This is a genomic window from Paenibacillus qinlingensis (genome assembly GCF_013204845.1).
Lineage (GTDB): Bacteria > Bacillota > Bacilli > Paenibacillales > NBRC-103111 > Paenibacillus_E > Paenibacillus_E qinlingensis.
Window position 1 is genome coordinate 39,391 of sequence record NZ_JABMKY010000031.1, and the last position, 22,411, is coordinate 61,801.

Below are 22,411 nucleotides of genomic sequence, written 5' to 3' on the forward strand. Positions count from 1 at the left end.
CACTGCGTTTTATTGAGTTACATAAATCATAACGAGGAGCACATAAACATGAAAAAACTTTCAATAGCTATAGCAAGCGCACTCATTTCATCCATGTTATTCGCAAACGTCTCTTTTGCTGCCGATCTTAAAATGAAAGTGAATAATACTTCTGTTCAGTTCGTATACGGCACCCCATTCATAGACAGTGGAAGTAGCCTGCTTCCGCTACGCGACCTGCTAGTCGCGCTCGGTGTGAAAAATGACGACGAGCACATCCGCTGGAACGGGAATACTCAGAGCGTTACGATTGTGAAAGACAGTAAATCCGTGATTCTTAGTGTAGGCAGCAAACAAATTTACTTGAATGGTAAATTAAATGCGAATCTGGAAGTACCCGCCCAAAATGTAAACGGCAGGGTATTCCTCCCAGCCAGAGCAGTGGCAGAAGCACTTGGATACTTCGTCGACTTTGACTCGGACACGTATACCATTCTCGTGCAAAACGTTCCGTTCGGCGGTGGAGTGAAAGCGGACGACTTCAATAACGGGTCCACCGCGGCAAGCAGCAGCATCGAGACTATAACATCTGCCCTGAAGCAATACACAGACGGAGTCAGCCTCAGCGCCGAGAGCGCCAAGGTGCTTGAGCAGAACGAGCAGGCGTTCTTTTCACCGGACCGTTCGAAGCTCTCCCTTGACAAGATCGCAAAAGCTGCTGTACCCGTTAACATTGCGAAATCCCCGTCCAGTTACGCTGGAGACATCGTCAATATCACATTTATGGAAATCGATTCGATGCGCGAGATACAGATGGGCAACGACCAAACTTTTACAGGGGCAGTAGGGCACACCGGAGGAAAACACAGCCAAATGACGGAGAAACTAGAGGATAGAACTTACTTTCAAGTCTTCTTCCTAGGCAAGAATGGCCTTACAAAAGGAGACTCGGCGACAGTTAACGGCGTAGTGGTCGGAGAGACAACCATTGAATTGACCAACGCCTTGGGCGTGAAGTCAACAGCTCCGATGTACGTCATTGTGGCTGGAAATATGATAAGTACCTCTGAAGATTACGACATTCGTGTAGAGCAGTCCAAAGGCGGAAAAATAGATTGGTCGGCACTAGACAAAGAAACTCAAGAACGTATTGAAAGACTGTTGCTAGTAACATTAAACAAGGATGGATTACTAATCAACGACCGAACCTATACTTATGGGCTAGAGATCACTAAAGCGCAAATTCAGGATTACGAATATGCGCCTACAAGCAAGACTGAGTTGCCTTCCGGCAGTCTGACTATTCCTTTAAACTCATTTAAAGACAGCACAGGGAAACCGATGACAGCACAATCCGGTTCATTCTTTGTAAAGATTACGACAAATCACGGTGAGTTTAACAAGTTTGTCGATTTTGAGTAAACAGTAAAAGTATCATTTAATCTGACAGCCCTGAGATAAAGCTTGGTCTGGCACTATAAAACAATCTAAACACAAATGAAACACGAATGTTGCCCCTATCCACGAATTATGGATAGGGGTTTTTCTGCTCTAAAATTAGCTTTCAAGTGGAATGAACAAACAATAGTTTTCACAGGAAGACATCCTAAGTCGAACAATGCTTCTTTTTTTTCTAGCCTCACAAGCTTTGTGACTTCACAGCGGTCTCCACCGTTTTCCTAAGATAAGAACTCCAATGTCATCTTTCCATTTCGCTAGAGTGTGGTCATTCTTCGATTTGGATTTCAATACTTAGATTACTGGCGAGAAAACTACTTGTTGTCCTCTTGTCCTAAAAAAGCCTATAATAAGGCAAATATCGAGAATACTGGAGGATAAACATGAAAAAAGAAGAAGAAGAAGAAGAAGAAAGAGAACAAGACTGAAGAAAATAAGCTGAGATACAACATTCCTTGGGTTGCCAAACAATTGATAGGCTTTGAGGAAAAAACGGTCCGAAACTACTTCAGCAAGATCGTCCACTTGCTGGGGAAAACCGAAGAAGACTTTAAAGATGAGAAAGGAAGAATATGGTTTGACAAAGAACTGGCCGATTACATTGTCTTTACTTTTCAGCAGATCGACAAACCCTTTCTTAGAAAAATGCTTGATAAGTCCAAAGACATTACGCAAGAGGAAGCCTTCGAGTACCAACAAGCGATGCTTGCCTACGTTGAGACACTTGAAGAACCGTCAAAATCAGAATACAAGGCGCTTTATGAAAGTCTAGCAATTAATCAGTCACAATCACTACTTGAAAAGACGCTGGAGAACTTGAGAGAGTTGGTTGGCTTGTATCACAAAATCCCTGTTGAGGATCAAATTGAACTGCTCAACCGCCTCATTCCGGCGATGGAGTCGTGGAAGATAGACCTAAATAAACGAATAAAACCCCAGTAAGAAAACCCTTATAACCCAGAGCCAGTGCTAAATGCACGGCTTTTTTTGTTTGTCAAGGAAAAGTTATAACAGAACGTCGGGAGGTAGCCGGAATGCCACCCTGTTAAATTATAGTTACAAGGTGAACCGATACAAAACCACAACTTGTACGGAAGCCTCATTTGAACAACATCAACATCAACATCAATTAAAGGAGGTATTCCAATGTCACCTTAGATTTATTAATGAAGTTACACGGATGTCAAGAACTTCTAAATGCTCTTTGAAAACCAAATAGACAATCAAAGCTATATTGAACAGCGATTCGGTAAATCCAGTGAACTCCCCAAACTAAACCTAAGAAAAGAGGAAATCCAATGCCACCAATTATGAAGAAAACACTAGAAATAAAGGTCCTGAAACCCACTGCCCACCGGAGCCAGCTACGCTTCACTCGGCTTTCAGCCAGTACAAAGCAAACACACTAGCAGAGCTGTGGGAATGAGAAGCAAGGTCTCCATTGTCTTTGCGAAAGACGGCAAGCGCATTGAAATCGAAGTTGAAGTGCTGGACCACATCGGCGTCGAAGACCTTGTACAGTTTTCTCTGAATGACCAAGGGATCGCCTTCGGAAAGAAATTGCCAGACGGCGAGGAATCCTTCCCGGTCAAAGACAGGGACGCTAAAAAAGGCAAGGTGTACTCTGCTCCGTTAATTTCCGAGTTGATAGAGGCTTTCAATCTTGACTTTAGCAATAAAACGACCATTTCCTTTCAGGAAGTCCTATACCTCGATAATGACGGGACTCCTGTAGCTTTCGTGCTGATCAAGCATTTGAGTCAGCCTAGAGCCGAAGCGGAGCAACACGAAGTGCAGCCGGAGGAAGAAATCTGCGACACTTCCGCTTTTCCTGAAGAAGCGGAAGTGCAAGTTGATGTCACGGAGCATCTACAACTCGATCAGGCTCAGGATCGGGATCGGGATTTGGACGAGTAACACATCTGGACTGCAACTGCCGAAACCACACGGATTTAGTATGTTGCTTGTTCGCCCTTACAGCCACGCAGTTCGTTTAATTCTCAGATGCATGCAAAGAGACTAGTATTACTCAACTGTCCCCATTAAATTACCTCTAAAGGAGTGTAGTACATTGCAAATCTTCCGATTACTAAATGAAAAATACTGCCATACCATTGATTTCTACCAATTGCTCGATAAGAAGAAAGCCGTTCTCAAATGTTGCGAAATAAGGTGCTACTCCGATAAGTTATCTGCCTCGAAGTTTGGAGAATTCCTTTCCGAGCTTCTGCCCAAACCTTCCCATCCCATATCTTCGGCATTTAGTACACGCGTTGGCTCGATGTTCTACTCAGCTATCTGGGATGTTGCAAATCCAGTTCAAGTGGAGGATGAACAAGCAATGCTTCCTTGGTACCATTTATTTTCGGCAGCATGCTCTCATTCGAGTCTCCACAATACTGATTTTGAAATAATACTTCATGCGTTTGATAAAAGTGATGTGCTAATGAGAACACCGTACTTCTTGCATCCCCTCCCAATTTTCCATAACACATGGGGAGCGCAGCAAGCATCCATCACTGCTAAAGTGGATTCGTTTGAAGGCATTCTTTTACGAGACGTGCCCCGACACATGCGGTGCATCTGGATCGATAACATGATTGAGGGGATTCGCACAAGGGAACCCCTTCCCTCTTCAATTACAGTTGAGGAAGACCATCTTGAAGCAACTTGGCACTTTAGGGAGGATACCCTCGCAAACGAAATGTTGAATAGCGTATTCTTGCATCCTGGTCAAGATTGCTCAAATGACTTTGGTTCCTACTACAATCTTTATGAAAAAGAAGAATTCCTATATGAGATAGATAAGTTGCAGTTAAAGGTAGGTGATTTGGATGACTAACAATGGATCTGATCCCTACAGCAACGTACCTGATGCAATGAAAGCCTATGCCTCGCTAGGCTGGTCTGTCATTCCACTGTGCTCATGCGATCATAGTGGGATGAGTGAAAACCATCGAAATAACTGCTCTAAACCAGGGAAAGCACCGCTCATCAAAGACTGGACGCAAAGGTCTGTACCTTCTGACGAAATCATCGACGAATGGGTGCGGCAAAGGCCTAACTTGAACGTCGGACTTGTTCTTGGTTCCTCTTCTGGCATCGTCGCCATTGACGTTGACGGTGAATTCGGTGAGGAGTTGCTTCAGAAGTGGAGCAACGGCGATCTTCCCGAAACATGTGAATTTACGACACCAGGGGGTGGGAGGCGGCTAATGTATGCCACTTCCTTCGGCGTAAAAGCCAAGAAATACGTGGAAATCCACCCGAGCAAACCACATGAGGAATGCGCCTTGCTCGGCGATGGCCAGCAAACAGTTCTTCCCCCTTCTCGTCACACCAACGGAGGCCTTTACAAATGGAAAGGAGGACGTAGCCCTTGGGAATTAATCTACCATCCCAGCCAAAATGGATGATGAAACGAATGACACTGAGCCCAGTAATAGAATCAGTATCGACAGAAATTCAAAAAAGTATTGGAGTAGCTCCTATCCAACAAGCATCAACTTGTGTAATAGAAGCTAGTGATCCTGACTTAGTTAAGCTAACAAAAAAGTGCCAAAAAATCCGCAATCACACTAATTGCCAACTGGTTGGTAGTGGCTGCGACGAGCAAACGTGGCATTTAATCGTGTCTATGCTCGCCCGATCGGGACATCCCGAAGCCGCTCTCACCTTTTCCAGGCTTAGCGCCAAACACGACTCACACAGCGAGGAGCGCATCCAAAAGATAAAAGCTGAAGGGCAAAGTGCGTCCTACGGCCCAACCCGTTGCACGACCTTCGGCTGCAGTCTGGAGCAGATTGGACGCTGTCATGGAAAGGTACTGCGTAACTCGGAAAACGACGTTGTGAACAGTCCCGCAAGACTTCTGATGCCAGATCAAACAAGCGAGTCTCTGCAGGTGGCACAGAGTGCTCTCGAACTGCTGGAATCTGGGGACCACGGAGCCCACCTAGAGCCACAAGTCATGCAAGCATTTCACAGGCTGAAGAATCAGTCCCCCGCCGACTACGCTCGCCTAGAACAGCGGCTTCGCTCCGCCAAAGTGCCGATGAGGACCTTCAATCAGGCACTCAAGGAGTCCCATAACAAGTACGTCCAGACACAGTCACTCGGCGGTGCGCTTGCTGAAATGGGTTTTTACCTTGATGCGAGTGGAACGCCAAACGGCATGAACCAGAACAAATACGCCCGTTACGTGCTTAGCCAGCTTGCTCTCGGGGTAGCGGAAGGTGAGCGCTTTTACCTTTACGAAAGCGGCGTTTGGAGAGAATTGGATGACCTAGCCGTCAAGCGAAAGCTTCGAGATTTTCTCCACGATCTAGTACCCGACTTTTGGACGGAGAAACTGGAGGAACAGTACGTAGGGGCGCTTCTGCGCGAGGCCGAGTACCTGGATCAGATAGACGGACAACGCGACTACATCAACCTTCAGAACGGGATGCTCTCACTCGACAGCTTCGAACTGCTGCCGCATGATCGCCGCTACCATTCGACCATTCAAATCCGAATACCCTACACGCCTGACGCGAAATGCCCGCAGTTTTTGCAGTTCCTGAATGAAGTCTTTCTTGGCGACCAGGAGCTTGTCTGCGTCGCGCAGGAGATGTTCGGCTACTGCCTGACCGCCGAGACTAGGGCGGAAAAATGCTTCATCCTCTTCGGAGAGGGTAGCAATGGTAAAAGCGTCCTTCTTAGCGTGCTGAAGCTGCTTTGCGGTAGGGAGAACACGAGCAGCGTACCCCTTGCCGAACTGGAAAACGCGTTCGCTAGGCATGAGATCGTAGGAAAAACATTGAACCTCGCAGCGGAAAACGAGGTGGACGAAAAAGGATTGAATACGCAGTATTTCAAGGCTATCGTTTCCGGCGATCCCATTCATGTAGACGTAAAGTACGGTAAGGGCTTCATGTACGAGCCTGTCTGCAAGTTAGTCTTCGCCACGAACAGGCTGCCGTACAGCAGGGATAAGTCTCACGCATTCCCGCGCAGGCTGGTCATCTTTCCGTTCCGTGCAAAATTCAGCAGTAAGACGGCTGACAAACATCTCCGCGAAAAGCTAGAAGCGGAACTACCCGGCATACTGAACTTCGCCTTGGAAGGCCTCAAGCGACTGAGAGATCAAAACTACGTGTTTAGCCATTCTCAGGCTGCTGAACAGATGCTGACCGAGTACCGCGCGACCATCAACCCCATGCTTTCATTTGTTAGCGACTGTATTAAGCCGACCCCAGGCGCGGGAAGGATTGGCCGGACTCGGTTGAGAGACGTGTTCCGCAGCTGGTGCAGGGAGAATGGCCACACCGGACTTGCAGAGATGACCACCAAAAAGTTTTGGGATGCTTTCCGCAAGATTCTGGACGAAGAGCGGATCGAATTCGACGAATCCAAAAGCAATGGCGTCGATGGTTTTGTTGGGATTTCCTTGAAGAAAGCCGGACCACAGAAAACAAAACAAATGGGTTCCTCCCCTTTTGAGGATGAAGATGATGACCAAGAGTGACATCCCCAACCACGCTGGGGTCAATCGCTACCCAAGCCATGCTCGGAGGGACGTGTCCCAAGTTTTTTCGCTGACAGTGGCGGAAAGTGGAGGAGGTTTCGGACCTTTCGCTAAACAGAATTTTTTGAGGAGAGGGAAAGAGAAAAAAAGGAGCTGAAAGAAAGAGTTCCCCTCGTCTCCCCCACTCTGCCCCACTCAAACAGCACAAAATTTTCGATGCCACGCCCGTCGCTCCGAGCCTCGCAACCCGAGCAAGGAGTGTGGGACCGGTCACTCCAAAAGCGGGACTCTTAAAGTTCAAAAGGCCCCAAAGAGTTGCATAGCCTCGAAACAGGGGCAGGCCTTGCCACGGAGAACATGCGAAGGTGACAGCCGGAACGAAAACAATCTTAAAGCTTATATTATTCCTTAGAATACATAATTTTCAATAAAAATTCTAAGGAGGATTAGTCCTTTGCTAACCATTTTAAATCATGTTCATATTAAACAGCTTCTTGAAAGCAGCATACTGCCCGCTGCCTCTTTACACTACATCATTACCGAATTCGAGACATTAAAAGCTATGCTTCATCATGATGATTGCATGCCATTTTCGTTTTCTCTAGATGCACACGGTTATCTATTAGTCTTGCTGGAGCCACGAGATAACTTCCACTGTCTGCCGATCGCCAACCCTAGATCGAGTCAAATTGATCTGCTAGAGTCTAATCCTGAGTACGTGGAACTTACCACTCTACCCGACGAAATTTCTATGTACCGAATCTGCTTCATGTTCGACAATGAAAGCTATCTATTCATGTACATCTTAAATGATTCCTTAGACATGAAACTGGTGCAATGGCTGGCGGAACGGGCCGGACTCTCGTCGGCGGAGGAATTACAATGAGTGACCAATTAAAAAAGAATGCCGCCAAAAGAGTTGAAGTCATCTCCCTGCGTATGGTACGAGAGAAATCGTCACTACTCTACCCGAACCGAGTGATTCGCTCACCTAAAGATGCCGCAGCCCTGTTTCAACAGTTCATCGGCGATTGCGACAGGGAATCCTTCTGCATTCTTTGCCTGAACACTAAGAACGAGCCTACTGCCATTCATCAGGTATCAAGCGGGTCATTGAACGCCTCAATCGTCCATCCGAGGGAAACCTTTAAACTAGCGATTCTCGCTAATTCTGCCTCTATCATTGCTTGCCATAACCATCCATCCGGTCAGCCAGAGCCAAGTCCAGAGGATATACAACTGACTGAGAGGCTTCGGGATAGCGGCAGTCTGCTTGGAATTAAGCTTTTAGACCACCTGATCCTCGGTGATGTGACATTTTGTTCGATGAAGGAAAGGGGGCTGATGTAAGTGTTTCATGTGTGCATAACAGATAAAACTCTCAGTATCGACCCAACTGTCATACAGGAATATGCGGTCCTCCTTCTATTAAATTTGGAGTTACAGTATTGGAAAAAGCCATCATCGCCTTAGTTACGGCACTGGCCCAGATTGTCATCGAGACAGTTAAGCACCGACGCAAGAAAAGATAATTAAAGGGGGAACCAACATGCAGCCTGCACGCTACTACACCAGTATTTCCCGAACCAAACTCAAGCAATCCTGCATCGACCCGGACACGAGCTGTTGGGAATCTATCCAGCAAATCCGCGAAACACCCGAATCGTACTACCAGCCCGCTATCTTACTTTTAGATGCTGTAATGAAAAAGCACTCATCGAACTAATCAAACCCATCTTCCTCCCTCTGCAGAGGGGTAATACATCTTAAAGGAGAGAACTACACTATGACCAAAAGAGCAGCCATCTATATCCGTGTTGGAAAGCAATCTCAGGTTGAAGAAGCTATCAACCAGCAAAAAGCCATCTGCGAGCAGTACGCGGAATCCGCCCAACTAAAAGTCGTGAAAATTTACAGCGACGTTTCTCATTCCACTCCTTTGGATCAAAGGCCAATGTTCCAAAAGCTCCTCTCGGATAGCAAGAAAGGGCTCTTGGATGTAATAATCGTCCAACGTGAAGACCGCATCGGACGCGATAAATTAGATGTAGCGATTCATAAGCGGCATCTATTGAACAATGGTGTAGAACTTGTGATAGCTAAAAATTTGATGAAACATCCGCAGAAGAACATTTCCAAGAATCTTTCGATTCATTTCTCGGAACTCTCATACAGTCTTATAATCAATCGTTAAAAGAGATGAACATGAATCCTAGTCAGCAATGAAACATTAATATCAGTTCTGTACAGAACACATCCAATGAATTAAAGCATCAACAATTGAGAGGAGAACCTAAACAATGACCAACAGACGCGCAGCCGCATACGTACGCTTTTCCAGCGACAACCAACGGGATGAATCTATTGACGCTCAAATTCGTGCCATCAAGGATTATTGCAACCGAAACGGCTACCAACTCGTCAGAACCTACGAGGATAGAGCTAAGACAGCTACTAGCGACAGAAGACCCGGCTTCCTTGAAATGATTAAGGATTGTCAAAACGGTTTATATGACTCTATTATCGTCCATAAACTTGATCGTTTCAGCCGAGATAAATACGATAGCGCGCATTACAAAAGAATTTTAAAGAAAAACAGAATAAGGCTACTTAGTGTTATCGAGAATCTAGATGATTCGCCTGAAAGCTACATGATGGAAACAATGTTGGAGGGTATGGCCGGTTACTACTCAATGAACCTCGCACGCGAAGTAATGAAGGGGATGAAGGAAACAGCCCATCAGTGCAAGCATACTGGCGGTCTACCTCCAATAGGTTACTCAGTAGATTCGGTTTCCAAGAAATATATCATCAACGAAGACGAGAGAGGCATTGTCGAAATGGTTTTCTCGATGTTTCTCGCAGGCCATGGCTACAATCAGATCATTCGGGAACTTGCTGATCGAGGTTATAAATCTCGGTACGGGAAACCTATAAGTAAGGGTACATTAGGGACCATTCTCCGAAATGAGAAATACACCGGAACATATATTTTCAACCTTACGGACGGAAAAGATTACGCGGGAAAACGCAACAGTAATCGACAGAAGAGTGGTGAGGATGTAATTCGTGTGGAAGGTGGCATGCCTGAACTCATCACAAAGGAAGTTTTCCAGCAAGTGCAGGAAAAAATGAATGGTAACAAAAAGCAACCTGGCGCTTATAAGGCAAAGGAAATGTACTTGCTTAGTGGTCTGATTGTCTGCGGTGAATGCCTACAATCTGTAGGCACCCAATATGCCATGATGGGCAATACCAAATTCAGTGGTCGGAACAAACTCAAGTACGTTACCTATCGCTGCGGCAATCGTGATCGAACGAAGGAGTGCAAGAACCCCGAGCTCCGCCGTGAATACATCGAAAGTTACGTCATTTCCGAATTACAGGAGAAGATGTTCAACGAGGAGGCTATTCCAGTGCTTGTGAAACAGCTTAACGACTACCAAAAGTCCAAAGAATCGAATGTGAAAGACGAAAAGGAGCGACTGGCTAAGAGCCTTGAGGGCATCGAGCGTCAGATTACAAACATCGTCAATGCCATCGCGAGCGGCACTTCCAACGCCACGTTGTTAGGCAAATTGGATGAGTTGGATGGGCAAAAGCTACAATTGGATCAGAAACTGCTTGAGGCCTCAGCAGTAACAGAAAAAGCAGCCATCACAGAGGAATCTCTGCGACAACTGCTTTCTCAATTCGAGGACCACGTCGCTAAGCGAGACATTCCTGAGATCAAGAAGTTCATCGCTAGCTATGTGGAAAAGGTAATCGTCTACGAAAAGCATGTAGAAGTTATCTTTAAGGTCCCCGTTGTGGATTTGGCATATGGAGGTGAGGGGAGTCGAACCCCTGTCCGAAAATATTGCCACACAGGCATCTACGGGTGTAGTCACAGTTTTGATGTCACCCGAGCATCGCCCCGTAACCGGCTATGCGTTGGGTCAGCCTGATTGTCTTCCTACGTCCGACCCCAGGCGGAGACCAAACGTCGTATCCCACTATAGTTGAGCCCCTATCCCAGTCACATGGGCGATGCTGAGTAGAAGCACGCTAACAGGTTATTAAGCTGCTACAGCGTAGTTGTTTTGTGTTTTGCCATTTAATAGGCTTTAGCGTTTTATAGTGGACGCGGCCCCACTACCCGCAACCCGCGCTCAAACTATCCCCGTCGAATCCAAGAACACCCCCGGATTGCCTTCGTAACCGTCAGAGACGGTGAAGGTTAAAAGGACAAGCTGTAGAGCCAAGTTACACTTGAAATCTCTTCGTTACAGTTACTAGTATACCATAAGTAAACGAAATATGAACACTAGGTTCATGGAAGACAAGGTGTTACCTTCCAATACACCCAAGCTATCTGGCAATCTTCTGCTTCTCACGCAATGCGCGTTGAATATCGCGTTGTGCATCTTTCTTGGCAGCAGACTCACGCTTGTCGTATTGTTTCTTCCCTTTACCAATGCCAATCAGAAGCTTCGCGTAGCCATTTCGGATGTACACCTTCAATGGAACAACAGTATAGCCTTCTTGCTTAGCCTGGCCTAGTATTTTGGCGATTTGTACTTTCTTCAACAATAGCTTCCGCGTCCGTGTAGGATCTTCCGGATTGCTGCGGTTGCCTTGTTCGAATGGGCTAATGTGCATATTATGTACAAAAGCTTCGCCATTTCGAATCGTCGAAAAGCTGTCGCCAATGTTGGCTTTACCTGCCCGTAAGGATTTGATCTCCGTGCCGGTCAGGACAAGACCGCATTCATACGTATCTTCAATGAAATAATCGTGTGAAGCCTTTTTATTCTGAGCGAGTAGTTTGCCATCAGCCTTTTTAGTTGCCACGTGAGATCCTCCTCCCGCACGCTAAAATGCAGGTAAATCTTGCTACAATGTGCAACCTATTGTAGCAAGATCAAGCCCGAAAAGCAAGAACCGGCGACTATCTCCGCCGCTTCTTGCTACCATCGCCGTCGTCGCTCCGGCGACGACCGCCCTTAGCGAGCGCGTTCACGCCGCTCGCCCAATCCATGCCGCTGCGCTCCGGAGCAGCGCCACCGCCGCCGCCCGCTGGGGCTTCGCCCCCAAGCGAAACCCCACGGCCACGCTCGCCGCCTTGGCCAACCCCGCTGTCAGTCCGCCCTGCGCCGACGGACTGCAACCGTTGGCGCAAGCTGCCGCCTTCGCCAATCTTACCGCCTTTTTCGCGCTTGTCGCTCCAAGGCTTACTACCACCTTTGCCGCGGCGCGATTTCCCTTGACCTGCTCCATTGCCTTGGAAGGCTCCACCTTGACCTTCTCCTGTTCCAATGCCAGCAATGTGATCAGCTTTCCCATCTCCACCAGCATTGGCCCCATTTTGCCCTCTACCTCTGGATCTTTTACTGCCGGAGCGCCCCGCTCCTGTATTTTGCTCTGCCCCTGCCGTTCCTTCTACCCCACCAGCACCCTCAGCCTTCCGGCGAGCCGCCATCTCAATCCGTCGAGCAGCAGCATGATCGGCACGACTATTTTTCTTCCCTTTATCACTTGCCCCTTGAGTTCCTTCACCTTGCCCAACCACAGGTTGCACCTTGGCAAAGCCACCTTTTCCTTTGTACCCGCCTTTGCCCTTCTCAGGTCTCCCGTTCGTTCCGCTCTTGCCCTTTTCTGGTCTGCCGCCTTTACCTTTATCGGCTCGACCGCTTTCCGGCTTACCACGGAAACCTTTAAATCCGCCTGCACCTTTGAACTTGCCTCCGCCACCGCCGCCGCGGTTAAACGCACCCTCTTTGCGAGGCTTCATATCCAACAATTCAAAATCAATTGTATGATCTTCCATACTCACGCGTGCAACCCGCACTTTTATGCTGTCGCCAAGTCGATAGATTTTAGAGGTACGCTCACCAATTAAAGCATGCTGCTTCTCATGATGATTGTAGTAATCATCAGTCAAATCACTTAGCCGAATTAAACCTTCAACGGTGTTATCCAACTCAATAAACATACCGAAGCCCGTTACGCTCGAGATAATTCCCTCGAACTCTTCACCGACTTTATCCATCATGTACTGTGCTTTTTTCAGAGCTTCTGTATCACGTTCTGCATCAACAGCAACGCGCTCTCGCTCGGAAGATTGCTGGGCAATATCATTCATACGTGAAACTAAGTAATCATGACGTTTATCTGGAAGGGTCCCACCGTTCTCCAACACTTCACGAATAACACGATGGATAACCAAATCCGGATAACGACGAATCGGTGATGTGAAATGGGAATAAAACTCCGCCGCAAGTCCAAAATGCCCCAAGCTCTGCGCATCATACTTAGCCTGCTTCATCGAGCGCAGCATGACTTTACTAATTACAGTCTCTTCTGGTGTTCCCTTAATATCTTCTAGCAACGCTTGCAAGGAACTCGCATGAATCGCTCCACCCTTACCGCCACGCATCGCATAGCCGAAAGTCGTTACGAACTCCATGAAATTCATCAATTTCTCGGAATCTGGATCTTCATGCACGCGATACAAGAACGGCACTTTCAGCCATGAGAAATGCTCAGCAACGGTCTCATTCGCAGCTAGCATGAACTCTTCGATCATCATTTCAGCGACAGAACGCTCTCTTTTGATAATATCGGTTGGCTTACCGTCAGCATCTACGAGGATCTTGGACTCCTCAAAGTCAAAATCAATCGCACCGCGCTTCATCCGTCTGGAACGTAATCTAGCTGCTAGCTCTTCCATCCGTTTGAAGTCTTCCATTAAATACGCATATTTCTCCACGATTTCCGGTTCTGCCTCGCCTGTAAGCAGCTTGCGTACATTCGTATAAGTCATTCTTTCTTTTGTTTTAATTACACTAGTGAAAATCTCATGATTGACGACCTTTAAATCCTGGTCAAATTCCATTTCACAAGACATCGTCAACCGGTCTACTTGCGGATTTAACGAACAGATCCCGTTGGATAAACGGTGCGGCAGCATCGGAATTACACGATCGGTCAAATACACGGAACATCCGCGATTGTAGGCCTCAATATCAAGTGCCGTGCCTTCCCGCACATAGTAACTCACATCAGCAATATGCACGCCTAAGCGAAGATTCCCATTTTCCAACAGCTCCACATTCACGGCATCATCCAAATCCTTGGCATCTTCACCGTCAATGGTTACTATGGTTTTCGCGCGAAGATCACGACGACCTTGCCCGATGATTTCTTCTTCTGTAATCGAATCGGGTGCCGCTTCTGCTTCCGCCAGAACTTCAGGCTGGAATGCTTCCGGTAATTGATGTTTGCGAATGATCGCCAAAATATCGACACCTGGATCATCCTTATGACCCAGAATCTCAATGACTTCACCTTCCGCCGCTGAACGTCCCTCTGGATAGTTCACGATTTTCACGACGACCTTCTGTCCAGAGACTGCTCCCATAAAAGCATGCTGCGGGATGAAAATATCTCTTGTCACCCGTTTATCATCAGCAATGACGAAGGCATACGTATCTTGGCTTTGGAAAACACCAACGATTTGCGAGTTCGCACGCGTGATCACACGTACAACTTCGCCTTCTAGACGGCCGCCTCCTTGGCTGCGCGCTGTAACTTTCACGAATACAATATCACCGTTCATCGCGGTATTCAGGTCGTGTGCATTGATGTATACGTCCGGGTGCTCACGGTCCTCAGGAATTAAGAATGCAAAACCCTTCGCATGGGCCTGCAGCTTGCCTCGTACCAAATTCATCCGTTCAGGAACGCCATAACGATCATTCGGGCTTCGTACAATATGACCGCTCTCTTCTAATTGATTGAGCAATTTAATAAAATCTTTAAACTCATTCGCGCTGCCAATTCCAAAATGTTTCTCAAGCTCTTTATAGGACATAGGCTTATAAGCCTCTTCTTGCATCAAACTTACGATTTCATTCTCTTTTATCATGTATTCTCTTCACCTTCTTGTTGTTGTTGAGCCAAGCTCTTCGATCGCCGTACCGGATTCCCTTACTCCATAGTATGCCACTTCTAAGGAAAGGATAAACGCAATTCCCGCCTGTCTTTCTGACTTTCTCACGCACTCGAATCGGCGTTTTGGTATACGCACATGACTCTTCTTCCTAGATGGAGATTAGTTTCTCCAGCACATGCCCATACCAATCCGTCTATCCTTTATCTACGCTTAAAATGAAAAAACAGCAGGAGTATAGTTCTCCTGCTGTTATCGTTTTATGTGTGTTAGCTTTTCACTACGTATGCTACGACAATAGAAAGAATAAAGAATGCAGCAGCAAGACCCATTGTTGCGCGGGACAAAAATAGTTCCAAACCACGAGCTTTTTGTTTACCAAATAAGTGCTCTGCGCCACCGGAAATAGCACCGGACAAGCCTGCGCTTTTCCCTTTTTGTAAAAGAACAATCGCGATTAATCCAACCGAAGCTATGATTAACAAAATTTTCATAAAGATTAACATATTAGCACCCCAATTGCCGATTCTTTGCCTTATACAACTAGCATGAGTATTTTAACATAGTTCGTCCAGGAACACAACAAAACAACCTAATCAAAGCGTCAGACCTAATCACGATAAGATCCCATCGAGGTAGATCTAGTAGAGCGCTGCGCTGCTTTTTTGCGTCCCAGGAAAGCCTGCACCGCTTGCTTCGCACACCATAAAGCGAACAACGTAAACCCAATTGCCCACACAATGGCGGGTATCCCTGTATGATTAGCCAAATTACTCGCATCACCAGCACTTCGGCTGTTTTGTAAGGCATATACGATCAACGACCCCGGGCCGAACACCGACTCCTCTAAGCATAAGAAAGCCAGCAGCAGGTAGTAAAAATCGCGCAGCCACTTCGGAGCGAGCGCCAACGCCAGCACAGTCAAGAGAATAAAACCAAGCAGGAACGAAACGCCGAAGCTATTCCGTACGAACAGCACCAGTGACAACGCAGACAGCCCGGTCATCACTTGCAGTCCCAGCTTCTGTTTGCCTCTGGCGTACGCCGAGAACAAAAACCAAGCAAAAAGCGAAGCGGTCATATACCCCGCCAACGAGACCGGGATGATGGCCCATGACTTAGTCATGGACGAGTAAGTGACACCGCTGTGATCCCTGTACAGCTCGATGTACATGACCTTGCCGGACAGCGCAAGTGTTGCTGCTGCATGCCCGAACTCATGTACCATCGTATCCAGGTTCCGAAAAAATGAGGAAGGAATCCAGTGCGTGAGCACAGCGGAGCCTATTAGGAACAGGATCGTTTTTACCCAGTTGCTCAAAAGCATAACCTCCCTGCTGACGACTTTACCCCCATTATACGCCAAAACGGGCAGGTGTAAGCCACCTGCCCGCCATATAATTACATACGGATCTAATTACTTGAAGTTTCTCAAGTTGTAGAATGCTTTTTTACCAGCGTATTGAGCTACAGTGAACAACTCGTCTTCGATACGAAGAAGTTGGTTGTATTTCGCTACACGGTCCGTACGGGACGGAGCACCTGTTTTAATTTGACCAGCGTTAGTAGCAACCGCGATATCAGCGATTGTGCTGTCTTCGCTCTCACCGGAACGGTGGGAGATAACAGCTGTGTAACCAGCGCGTTTTGCCATTTCGATTGCATCGAAAGTCTCAGTAAGCGTACCGATTTGGTTAACTTTAACCAAGATGGAGTTACCAATGTTTTCTTCGATTCCGCGGGATAGACGCTCAGTGTTTGTAACGAACAAGTCATCACCAACGAGTTGAATTTTGTTACCCAATTTCTCAGTAAGCAATTTCCAACCTTCCCAATCGTCTTCGGAGCAACCATCTTCAACCGTGATGATTGGGTATTTATCAACCCATGCAGCCAAGAAGTCAACCCACTCAGCGGATGTGAAGGATTTGCCTTCGCCTTCAAGGTGGTATTTACCATCTTTGAAGAACTCAGTGGAAGCAACGTCCATACCCAAGAATACGTCAACACCTGGTTTGTAACCAGCGTTTTCGATAGCTGTAAGGATGGTCGTGATTGCTTCTTCATTGGATTTGAAGTTAGGAGCGAATCCGCCTTCGTCGCCAACTGCTGTGTTAAGGCCTTTATCTTTCAATACGGATTTCAAGCTATGGAAAATCTCAGCGCCGATGCGAAGAGCTTCTTTGAAAGTTGGAGCGCCAACTGGCAGAACCATGAACTCTTGAACGTCAACGTTGTTGTCGGCATGTGCCCCACCGTTGATGATGTTCATCATTGGAACTGGAAGTGTTTTGGCATTGAATCCACCAAGGTAAACGTACAATGGCACGTCCAAAGCGTCAGCAGCTGCGCGAGCAACAGCCATGGAAACAGCTAGAATTGCGTTAGCTCCTAGTTTAGCTTTGTTAGGAGTACCGTCAAGCTCGATCATTTTGTTGTCGATGCCAACTTGATCAAGAGCGTCTAGACCGATGATTTCAGGAGCGATGATTTCATTAACGTTCTCAACAGCTTTTAGAACGCCTTTACCAAGGTAACGACCTTTGTCACCATCACGAAGCTCAACAGCCTCGTATGCGCCTGTGGAAGCGCCTGAAGGGACGATAGCACGGCCGAATGCTCCGGACTCAAGGTATACTTCTACTTCAACCGTTGGGTTACCGCGGGAATCTAATACTTCGCGTGCGTAAACATCAGAAATAATTGTCATTGTGATAAAACACTCCTTCAATAATATTAATTATTTGTTTAGAATCGTTACCCCAGTCATTTGCTGTGGTTGATTCAGTCCTAAGAAATCTAGCATCGTTGGTGCTATATCTGCCAGAATACCGCCATCTCTTAGTGTAACAGATTTGTCCGTCACAATAAAAGGCACCGGATTCGTTGTATGTGCTGTGTTGCGTGAGCCATCTGCATTTGTTACCACATCCGCGTTGCCGTGGTCCGCTGTAATGCAGACAACGCCACCTTTGGCTAGGATCGCTTCAACTACTTTACCGAGACACTCATCTGTCGCCTCGATCGCTTTCACCGTTGGCTCAAGCAAACCAGAATGACCTACCATGTCTGGGTTAGCAAAGTTCAAGATGATCACATCATGCTTCTCCGCTTCAACTTCCTTCACGACCGCATCTGCTAGTTCATAAGCGCTCATTTCCGGTTGCAAGTCATACGTAGCAACCTTCGGTGAAGGAATGAGAAGGCGAGTTTCTCCTGGCAATTCTGCATCACGACCGCCACTGAAGAAGAACGTTACGTGCGGGTACTTCTCGGTTTCTGCCGCACGAAGCTGCTTCAGACCATTCTGAGCCAGCACCTCGCCAAGCGTGTTATCCAGATCCTTCGGTTTGTACGCTACGAAACCGTCTACGGACTCGCTGAACAGCGTCAGACACACGTAGTAGAGGTTCTTAGCTACTTTAGGACCACGATCGAAGCCGCGGAAATCTTCATTCGTAAAGACTTGCGATAGCTGAATCGCACGGTCTGGGCGGAAGTTGAAGAAAATGACCGCATCGCCTGATTCTACAAGTCCTACCGGCTTACCGTCGTCACCAACGATAACCGTTGGCATAACGAACTCGTCATAGACGGATTTCTCGTAGGATTCAACAATCGCTTGCATCGGATCCGTGTAAGTAGGACCTTCGCCATACACCATCGCGCGGTAGGATTTCTCCGTACGCTCCCAGCGTTTGTCACGGTCCATTGCATAATAACGGCCTTGTACGGTCGCAATTTTGCCTACGCCGACTTCCTTAATTTTGTTCTGAAGCTCTTCCATATAACCCTTCGCAGAATCTGGAGCCACGTCGCGGCCGTCCAGGAATGCGTGGATGTAGACTTCAACGAACTGTTCTTTCTTCGCTAAGTCCAACAGCGCAAATAAATGCTGAATGTGACTGTGCACGCCGCCGTCCGAAAGCAAACCATAGAGGTGCAGCTTCTTGGCATTGTTTTTAGCATGACGAACAGCACCTAGAATCGTTTCATTGTCGTAGAATTCGCCATCACGAATCGATTTCGAAATCCGCGTCAGATCCTGATACACGGTACGGCCAGCGCCGATGTTCAAGTGTCCTACCTCAGAATTCCCCATCTGGCCTTCTGGCAAACCTACAGCCTCACCACAAGCGGTGAGGGTTGTATGAGGAAACGTAGACCAGTAACGGTCATAGTTAGGCTTTTTGGCATGAGCAACCGCATTCCCCTGCTCTTCTGAGCGGAGTCCGAAGCCATCGAGAATGATGAGTGCTACCGGTTTCGGTCTGGACATGTTACTTCGCCCCCTGGACGAGTTGAATGTAGGAAGCGGACTCAAGGCTCGCTCCACCTACAAGTGCACCGTCGATGTCAGGCTGTGCCATGTACTCAGCGATGTTGTTCGGTTTTACGCTGCCGCCGTATTGGATACGAACTATGTCTGCTACTGCTGCGCCGTAAAGACCGCTAACCAATGTACGGATATAACCGATCACGTCTTGAGCATCTTCCGCAGTGGAGGATTTACCTGTACCGATGGCCCAGATTGGCTCGTATGCGATAACGACTTGTGCTGCTTGCTCTGCACTCAGACCAGCGAAAGCTGCTTCTGTTTGTACTTTACAAACATCTTTGGTTTGACCCGCTTCACGCTCTTCCAATTTTTCACCTACGCAAAGAATTGGTTTCAAGCCATGTTTGAAAGCCGCAACGACTTTCTTGTTCACGATTTCGTCGGACTCAGCGAAGTAAGCTCTACGCTCAGAGTGACCGATGATGACATACTCAACGCCAAGGTCTTTCAGCATCACACCGCTGATTTCACCTGTGAATGCGCCGTTATCTTCAAAATGAAGGTTTTGTGCGCCAACATGAACGTCTGTACCTTTTGTAGCTTCAACAAGTGCTGGCAAGTTCGTGAAGGGGGAACAAATTACCGCCTCAACGCCATCAACAGTGCTGCCTTTCACTTCGTTTACGAAGCTGATTGCTTCAGAAACGGTTTTGAACATTTTCCAGTTACCTGCGATAATCGGTGTTCTGCTCATGGTTAGACTCCTTAAAGTTATTCGCCAGAATAACTGGCATCGTAAGCTTACGCTTTTTTTATGAGAAAATAATTTCTTATTTGTCGTTTAGTGCTACTACGCCTGGCAATGCTTTGCCTTCCATGAACTCCAAGGAAGCTCCGCCGCCTGTGGACATGTGGTTCATTTGCTCAGCCAAGTGGAATTTCTCTGTTGCTGCTGCGGAATCGCCACCACCGATTACTGTGTAACCTTCAGTCGTAGCACATGCTTGTGCTACTGCACGTGTACCGTGGGAGAAAGGCTCGATTTCGAATACGCCCATAGGTCCATTCCAAACAACCAACTTGGATTTTGCAATTACGTCTGCATAAAGCTCACGCGTTTTCGGTCCGATGTCAATGCCTTCCCAATCTGCAGGAATGCTGTCAATGCCAACGATTTGCGTGTTCGCATCTGCACCGAATTTATCAGCAACAACGATATCTACCGGAAGCAGGAAGTTTACACCTTTTTCTTTGGCTTTCGCAATAAAGCTAAGCGCTAAATCAAGCTTCGAATTATCCAGAAGTGATTTACCGACTTCATAGCCTTGTGCTTTCAAGAATGTATAGGAAAGACCGCCGCCAATCAAGACGTTGTCTGCAATGTTCAGAAGGTTTTCGATAACAGCAATTTTGTCTTTAACTTTGGATCCACCAACGATCGCTGTAAAAGGACGCTCAGGGTTGTTCAATGCTTTACCAAGAACATCAAGCTCTTTCTCCATCAAAAGGCCGGAAACAGCTGGAATGTATGCTGCGATTCCTGAAGTCGAAGCATGTGCACGGTGAGCAGCACCGAAGGCATCGTTCACGAACAGGTCAGCCAGATCAGCGAAAGCTTTTGCAAGCTCAGCATCATTCTTCTCTTCACCTTCGTTGAAACGAACGTTTTCAAGCAAAAGAACGTCGCCATTTTCAAGCGCATCCACTTGCGCTTTCACGATTTCACCAACGGATTGATCCGCTTTGATCACGTTTTGACCCAGAAGCTCAGCCAATTTCGCAGCAACTGGTGTTAAACGCAACTCTTCAACCACTTGTCCGTTAGGACGACCAAAATGTGCAGCAAGAATAACTTTTGCACCTTGCTCTACTAAGTATTTAATCGTAGGAAGCGTTTCTCTGATACGTGTATCGTCGGTGATTTGACCATTTTCTACAGGCACGTTGAAATCAACGCGAACAAATACTCTCTTACCAGCTACTTCAACATCGCGAACACTTTTCTTATTCATCGTAAAAGCCTCCTAAAAGTTTTGCTTTAGTAAAACTATCTTCGTAAGCATAAGCTCTGGCGTGTATGGTTTTCTTCCGGTTCTATCCTTTTATAGGGTAAATCGCACATAAAGAGGAGAATCTCTTCTCCCCTTCATGTGGTTTTCCAGTTGATGAATTATGAAATTACAGACCTTTTTTCGCGATGAAAGCTACCAAGTCAACAACGCGGTTGGAGTAACCCCACTCGTTATCGTACCAGGAAACAACTTTCAACATGTTGTCGCCAACTACCATTGTGGACAATGCATCGATTGTCGAGGAAGCTGGGTCACCATTGAAGTCGCTGGATACAAGTGCATCTTCTGTGTAGTTAAGAATGCCTTTAAGCGGGCCTTCGGAAGCTTGTTTCAAAGCTGCGTTTACTTCGTCAACTGTTACGTTAACTTTAAGCTCAACAACCAAATCAGTTACGGATACGTTAGGTGTAGGAACACGCATAGCCATACCGTTCAATTTGCCTTTAAGCTCAGGAAGAACTAGACCGATTGCTTTAGCTGCGCCAGTGCTGGAAGGAATGATGTTCTCAGCTGCTGCACGAGCACGACGAAGGTCTTTATGTGGAACGTCTAGAACGGATTGGTCATTTGTGTACGAGTGAACAGTTGTCATCATACCTTTTACGATTCCGAAGCTATCGTTGATAACTTTTGCGAAAGGAGCTAGACAGTTCGTAGTACATGAAGCGTTGGAGATGATTGTGTGAGCAGCTGGATCGTATTTGTCTTCGTTAACACCAAGTACGATTGTAATATCTTCATCAGAAGCTGGAGCGGAAATGATAACTTTCTTAGCTCCACCTTTCAAGTGAAGTTCTGCTTTTTCTTTCGCTGTGAAAATACCAGTGGATTCGATTACGATTTCAGCGCCTACAGATGCCCATGGCAGATCCCCAGGGTTACGCTCAGCAAAAACCTTGATGGAACGACCGTTAACGATCAATTCGCCTTCGCCAGCTTCAACTGTAGCGTCTAGTTTACCGTGAGTAGTGTCATATTTAAGCAAGTGAGCCAATGTTTTAACGTCTGTCAAATCGTTTACTGCCACGATTTGTACATCTGGGTTGTTCAATGCTGCGCGGAATACGTTACGACCAATACGTCCGAAACCGTTAATACCTACTTTTGTTGTCATAGTCATTTCCTCCTAAGATTACATAAATATTATATTTCAAAACGCAGCCATGAATGGCTTACGTTATGAT

At 46.9% G+C, this 22,411-nt stretch carries 19 protein-coding genes, 1 other RNA gene and 1 pseudogene; 11 read left to right on the forward strand and 10 right to left on the reverse strand.

Going from position 1 to position 22,411, the window contains the following annotated elements; translation table 11 throughout:
* The first annotated feature begins 48 nt into the window (after positions 1–48).
* The 11 genes and pseudogenes from HQN88_RS33270 to HQN88_RS33320 form a co-directional block, all read left to right on the forward strand.
* Complete coding sequence (locus tag HQN88_RS33270; protein WP_173120371.1) at positions 49–1,401, forward strand: copper amine oxidase N-terminal domain-containing protein; 1,353 nt, start codon at positions 49–51, stop codon at positions 1,399–1,401.
* Between the two features lie 507 nt (positions 1,402–1,908).
* Positions 1,909–2,379: a hypothetical protein gene (locus HQN88_RS33275; protein ID WP_173120373.1), complete on the forward strand. Its 471-nt coding sequence runs from the start codon at positions 1,909–1,911 to the stop codon at positions 2,377–2,379.
* Between the two features lie 480 nt (positions 2,380–2,859).
* A complete protein-coding gene (locus HQN88_RS33280) occupies positions 2,860–3,354 on the forward strand; it encodes a hypothetical protein (RefSeq protein ID WP_173120375.1) in 495 nt (164 codons plus the stop codon).
* Between the two features lie 154 nt (positions 3,355–3,508).
* Complete coding sequence (locus HQN88_RS33285; protein WP_173120377.1) at positions 3,509–4,279, forward strand: hypothetical protein; 771 nt, start codon at positions 3,509–3,511, stop codon at positions 4,277–4,279.
* A complete protein-coding gene (locus HQN88_RS33290; RefSeq protein ID WP_173120379.1) occupies positions 4,272–4,853 on the forward strand; it encodes a bifunctional DNA primase/polymerase in 582 nt (193 codons plus the stop codon). Before HQN88_RS33285 ends, HQN88_RS33290 begins: the two co-directional genes overlap by 8 nt.
* On the forward strand, positions 4,817–6,943 hold the full coding sequence (locus HQN88_RS33295) for a DNA primase family protein (RefSeq protein ID WP_173120381.1): 2,127 nt from the start codon (positions 4,817–4,819) through the stop codon (positions 6,941–6,943). The genes HQN88_RS33290 and HQN88_RS33295 overlap by 37 nt, the downstream gene beginning before the upstream one ends.
* Positions 6,944–7,397: 454 nt before the next feature.
* Positions 7,398–7,829, forward strand: coding sequence for a hypothetical protein (locus HQN88_RS33300; RefSeq protein ID WP_173120383.1), 432 nt, complete (start codon positions 7,398–7,400; stop codon positions 7,827–7,829).
* A complete protein-coding gene (locus HQN88_RS33305) occupies positions 7,826–8,293 on the forward strand; it encodes a JAB domain-containing protein (protein WP_173120385.1) in 468 nt (155 codons plus the stop codon). Before HQN88_RS33300 ends, HQN88_RS33305 begins: the two co-directional genes overlap by 4 nt.
* Positions 8,294–8,492: 199 nt before the next feature.
* On the forward strand, positions 8,493–8,669 hold the full coding sequence (locus HQN88_RS33310) for a hypothetical protein (protein WP_173120387.1): 177 nt from the start codon (positions 8,493–8,495) through the stop codon (positions 8,667–8,669).
* Between the two features lie 60 nt (positions 8,670–8,729).
* A complete protein-coding gene (locus tag HQN88_RS33315) occupies positions 8,730–9,137 on the forward strand; it encodes a recombinase family protein (RefSeq protein ID WP_173120389.1) in 408 nt (135 codons plus the stop codon).
* Between the two features lie 106 nt (positions 9,138–9,243).
* Positions 9,244–10,314, forward strand: a pseudogene (locus HQN88_RS33320) (recombinase family protein); the annotation flags it as partial.
* Between the two features lie 449 nt (positions 10,315–10,763).
* Here HQN88_RS33320 and ssrA read toward each other — a convergent pair.
* From ssrA to gap, 10 genes are all read right to left on the reverse strand, one after another.
* Positions 10,764–11,128: a transfer-messenger RNA gene (gene ssrA, locus HQN88_RS33325) on the reverse strand.
* 165 nt (positions 11,129–11,293) lie between these two features.
* Entirely contained in the window at positions 11,294–11,776 is a 483-nt protein-coding gene (smpB, locus tag HQN88_RS33330) for an SsrA-binding protein SmpB (RefSeq protein ID WP_028555549.1), read from the reverse strand.
* Between the two features lie 97 nt (positions 11,777–11,873).
* A complete protein-coding gene (rnr, locus tag HQN88_RS33335; RefSeq protein WP_173120391.1) occupies positions 11,874–14,852 on the reverse strand; it encodes a ribonuclease R in 2,979 nt (992 codons plus the stop codon).
* 293 nt (positions 14,853–15,145) lie between these two features.
* Positions 15,146–15,382: a preprotein translocase subunit SecG gene (secG, locus tag HQN88_RS33340; protein ID WP_056611230.1), complete on the reverse strand. Its 237-nt coding sequence runs from the start codon at positions 15,380–15,382 to the stop codon at positions 15,146–15,148.
* A gap of 104 nt (positions 15,383–15,486) precedes the next feature.
* Positions 15,487–16,197, reverse strand: a complete 711-nt coding sequence (locus tag HQN88_RS33345; protein WP_173120393.1) for a M50 family metallopeptidase — start codon at positions 16,195–16,197, stop codon at positions 15,487–15,489.
* 96 nt (positions 16,198–16,293) lie between these two features.
* Complete coding sequence (eno, locus tag HQN88_RS33350) at positions 16,294–17,586, reverse strand: phosphopyruvate hydratase (RefSeq protein ID WP_173120395.1); 1,293 nt, start codon at positions 17,584–17,586, stop codon at positions 16,294–16,296.
* A gap of 30 nt (positions 17,587–17,616) precedes the next feature.
* Positions 17,617–19,155, reverse strand: a complete 1,539-nt coding sequence (gene gpmI / locus HQN88_RS33355) for a 2,3-bisphosphoglycerate-independent phosphoglycerate mutase (protein ID WP_173120397.1) — start codon at positions 19,153–19,155, stop codon at positions 17,617–17,619.
* A gap of 1 nt (position 19,156) precedes the next feature.
* Positions 19,157–19,909 (reverse strand): triose-phosphate isomerase, encoded by a 753-nt coding sequence (gene tpiA, locus HQN88_RS33360; protein WP_173120399.1) that lies wholly within the window; start codon positions 19,907–19,909, stop codon positions 19,157–19,159.
* Positions 19,910–19,985: 76 nt separating this feature from the next.
* A complete protein-coding gene (locus HQN88_RS33365; RefSeq protein ID WP_173120401.1) occupies positions 19,986–21,167 on the reverse strand; it encodes a phosphoglycerate kinase in 1,182 nt (393 codons plus the stop codon).
* Positions 21,168–21,333: 166 nt separating this feature from the next.
* Positions 21,334–22,341, reverse strand: coding sequence for a type I glyceraldehyde-3-phosphate dehydrogenase (gap, locus tag HQN88_RS33370; RefSeq protein WP_056611251.1), 1,008 nt, complete (start codon positions 22,339–22,341; stop codon positions 21,334–21,336).
* Between the last annotated feature and the right edge of the window lie 70 nt (positions 22,342–22,411).